Source organism: Frischella sp. Ac48, from assembly GCF_019641635.1.
Taxonomy (GTDB): Bacteria; Pseudomonadota; Gammaproteobacteria; order Enterobacterales; family Orbaceae; genus Frischella; species Frischella japonica.
Map to the genome: position 1 here is coordinate 1 of NZ_JAETXP010000023.1, position 3,105 is coordinate 3,105.

A 3,105-nucleotide genomic window follows, 5' to 3' on the forward strand; every position below is an offset into this window, starting at 1 on the left:
AGGAAAGAGAAAAAGCGAAGAGAAAACCAGAGACAACTGTGAGTTGTAAGGTTAAGAAACTAAGCGTACACGGTGGATGCCTAGGCAATCAGAGGCGAAGAAGGACGTGTTAATCTGCGAAAAGCGACGGTAAGCTGATAAAGAGCGCAATAGCCGTTGATGTCCGAATGGGGAAACCCAATGTAGGTAACTACATTATCATGTGATGAATCCATAGTCATATGAGGCGAACCGGGAGAACTGAAACATCTAAGTACCCCGAGGAAAAGAAATCAACCGAGATTCCCTGAGTAGTGGCGAGCGAAAGGGGAATAGCCCAAAGCGGGTAGCTTGAGTGGTAAGTGGAACTATCTGGGAAGGTAGACGATATAGGGTGAGAGTCCCGTACACGAATACTGCTGAAGTGGAAGCTTGAAGAGTAGGGCGGGACACGAGAAATCCTGTTTGAAGAAGGGGGGACCATCCTCCAAGGCTAAATACTCCTGATTGACCGATAGTGAACCAGTACCGTGAGGGAAAGGCGAAAAGAACCCCGGCGAGGGGAGTGAAATAGAACCTGAAACCGTGTACGTACAATCAGTGGGAGCATGTGTCATTAGGCATGTGTGACTGCGTACCTTTTGTATAATGGGTCAGCGACTTATATTTTGTAGCGAGGTTAACCGAATAGGGGAGCCGAAGGGAAACCGAGTATTAACTGTGCGTTTAGTTGCAAGGTATAGACCCGAAACCCGGTGATCTAGCCATGGGCAGGCTGAAGGTTGGTTAACACTAACTGGAGGGCCGAACCGACTAATGTTGAAAAATTAGCGGATGACCTGTGGCTGGGGGTGAAAGGCCAATCAAACCGGGAGATAGCTGGTTCTCCCCGAAAGCTATTTAGGTAGCGCCTCATGAATAACTGTTGGGGGTAGAGCACTGTTTCGGCTAGGGGGCCATCCCGGCTTACCAACCCGATGCAAACTGCGAATACTGACAAGTTTAATCATGGGAGACACACGGCGGGTGCTAACGTTCGTCGTGAAGAGGGAAACAACCCAGACCGCCAGCTAAGGTCCCGAAGTCATAGTTAAGTGGGAAACGAAGTGGGAAGGCTTAGACAGCTAGGATGTTGGCTTAGAAGCAGCCATCATTTAAAGAAAGCGTAATAGCTCACTAGTCGAGTCGGCCTGCGCGGAAGATGTAACGGGGCTAAAACTATGCACCGAAGCTGCGGCAGCGCACGTAAGTGTGTTGGGTAGGGGAGCGTTCTGTAAGCCGGAGAAGGTGTGTTGAGAGGCATGCTGGAGGTATCAGAAGTGCGAATGCTGACATAAGTAACGATAAAGCGGGTGAAAAGCCCGCTCGCCGGAAGACCAAGGGTTCCTGTCCAACGTTAATCGGGGCAGGGTGAGTCGACCCCTAAGGCGAGGCAGAGATGCGTAGCTGATGGGAAACGGGTTAATATTCCCGTACTGTGTATGACTGCGATGGGGTGACGGAGAAGGCTAGGTTTACCGCCGGACGGAAATGGTGGGTTAAGCGTATAGGGGTGTGATTAGGCAAATCCGGTCACTGAGACCCTGAGGCGTGATGACGAGCTACTAAGGTAGTGAAGTAACTGATGCCCGGCTTCCAGGAAAAACCTCTAAGCATCAGGTCATATGTAATCGTACCCGAAACCGACACAGGTGGTCAGGTAGAGAATACTCAGGCGCTTGAGAGAACTCGGGTGAAGGAACTAGGCAAAATGGTGCCGTAACTTCGGGAGAAGGCACGCTGATGGTAATTGAAATCCCGTGCGGACGTAGGTGAAGTCAGTCGAAGATACCAGCTGGCTGCAACTGTTTAATAAAAACACAGCACTGTGCAAACACGAAAGTGGACGTATACGGTGTGACGCCTGCCCGGTGCTGGAAGGTTAATTGATGGGGTTATGCGCAAGCAGAAGCTCTTGATCGAAGCCCCAGTAAACGGCGGCCGTAACTATAACGGTCCTAAGGTAGCGAAATTCCTTGTCGGGTAAGTTCCGACCTGCACGAATGGCGTAATGATGGCCAGGCTGTCTCCACCCGAGACTCAGTGAAATTGAAATTGCCGTGAAGATGCGGTGTACCCGTGGCAAGACGGAAAGACCCCGTGAACCTTTACTATAGCTTGACAGTGAACATTGAGCCTTAATGTGTAGGATAGGTGGGAGACAATGAAGTGTGTACGCCAGTATGCATGGAGTCGCCCTTGAAATACCACCCTTTAATGTTTGATGTTCTAACCTGTACTTCTGAATCGAGGTAAGGGACACTGTCTGGTGGGTAGTTTGACTGGGGCGGTCTCCTCCCAAAGAGTAACGGAGGAGCACGAAGGTTAGCTAATCCTGGTCGGACATCAGGAGGTTAGTGCAATGGCAAAAGCTAGCTTGACTGCGAGAGTGACGGCTCGAGCAGGTACGAAAGTAGGTCATAGTGATCCGGTGGTTCTGAATGGAAGGGCCATCGCTCAACGGATAAAAGGTACTCCGGGGATAACAGGCTGATACCGCCCAAGAGTTCATATCGACGGCGGTGTTTGGCACCTCGATGTCGGCTCATCACATCCTGGGGCTGAAGTAGGTCCCAAGGGTACGGCTGTTCGCCGTTTAAAGTGGTACGCGAGCTGGGTTTAGAACGTCGTGAGACAGTTCGGTCCCTATCTGCCATGGGCGTAGGAAAATTGAGGGGGTTTGCTTCTAGTACGAGAGGACCGAAGTGAACGCACCGCTGGTGTTCGGGTTGTGATGCCAATTGCATTGCCCGGTAGCTACGTGCGGAATAGATAAGTGCTGAAAGCATCTAAGCACGAAACTAGCCCTGAGATGAGTTTTCCCTGAAGAGATTCAGTAAGGTCCGTTTGAGACTAAGACGTAGATAGGTCAGGTGTGTAAGTGTAGTGATACATTGAGCTAACTGATACTAATGAACCGAGAGTCTTAACCTTACAACTCGGAGTTGTTTTTGGTGAAGGAAGTGTGTTGAGAAAGCTTGTTCTGAAGAGTTAGAGAAGTGAGACAGGATATGTCTGGCGGCGATGTTGCGGTGGTCCCACCTGACCCATGCCGAACTCAGAAGTGAAACGCCGTGGAGCCGATGG

General features: G+C 50.6%; 1 rRNA gene. It reads left to right on the forward strand.

From position 1 onward, the window contains the following. Positions 1 to 49 precede the first annotated feature (49 nt). Positions 50 to 2,952: ribosomal RNA gene (locus JMI89_RS11575) — 23S ribosomal RNA — on the forward strand. Positions 2,953 to 3,105: the final 153 nt, after the last annotated feature.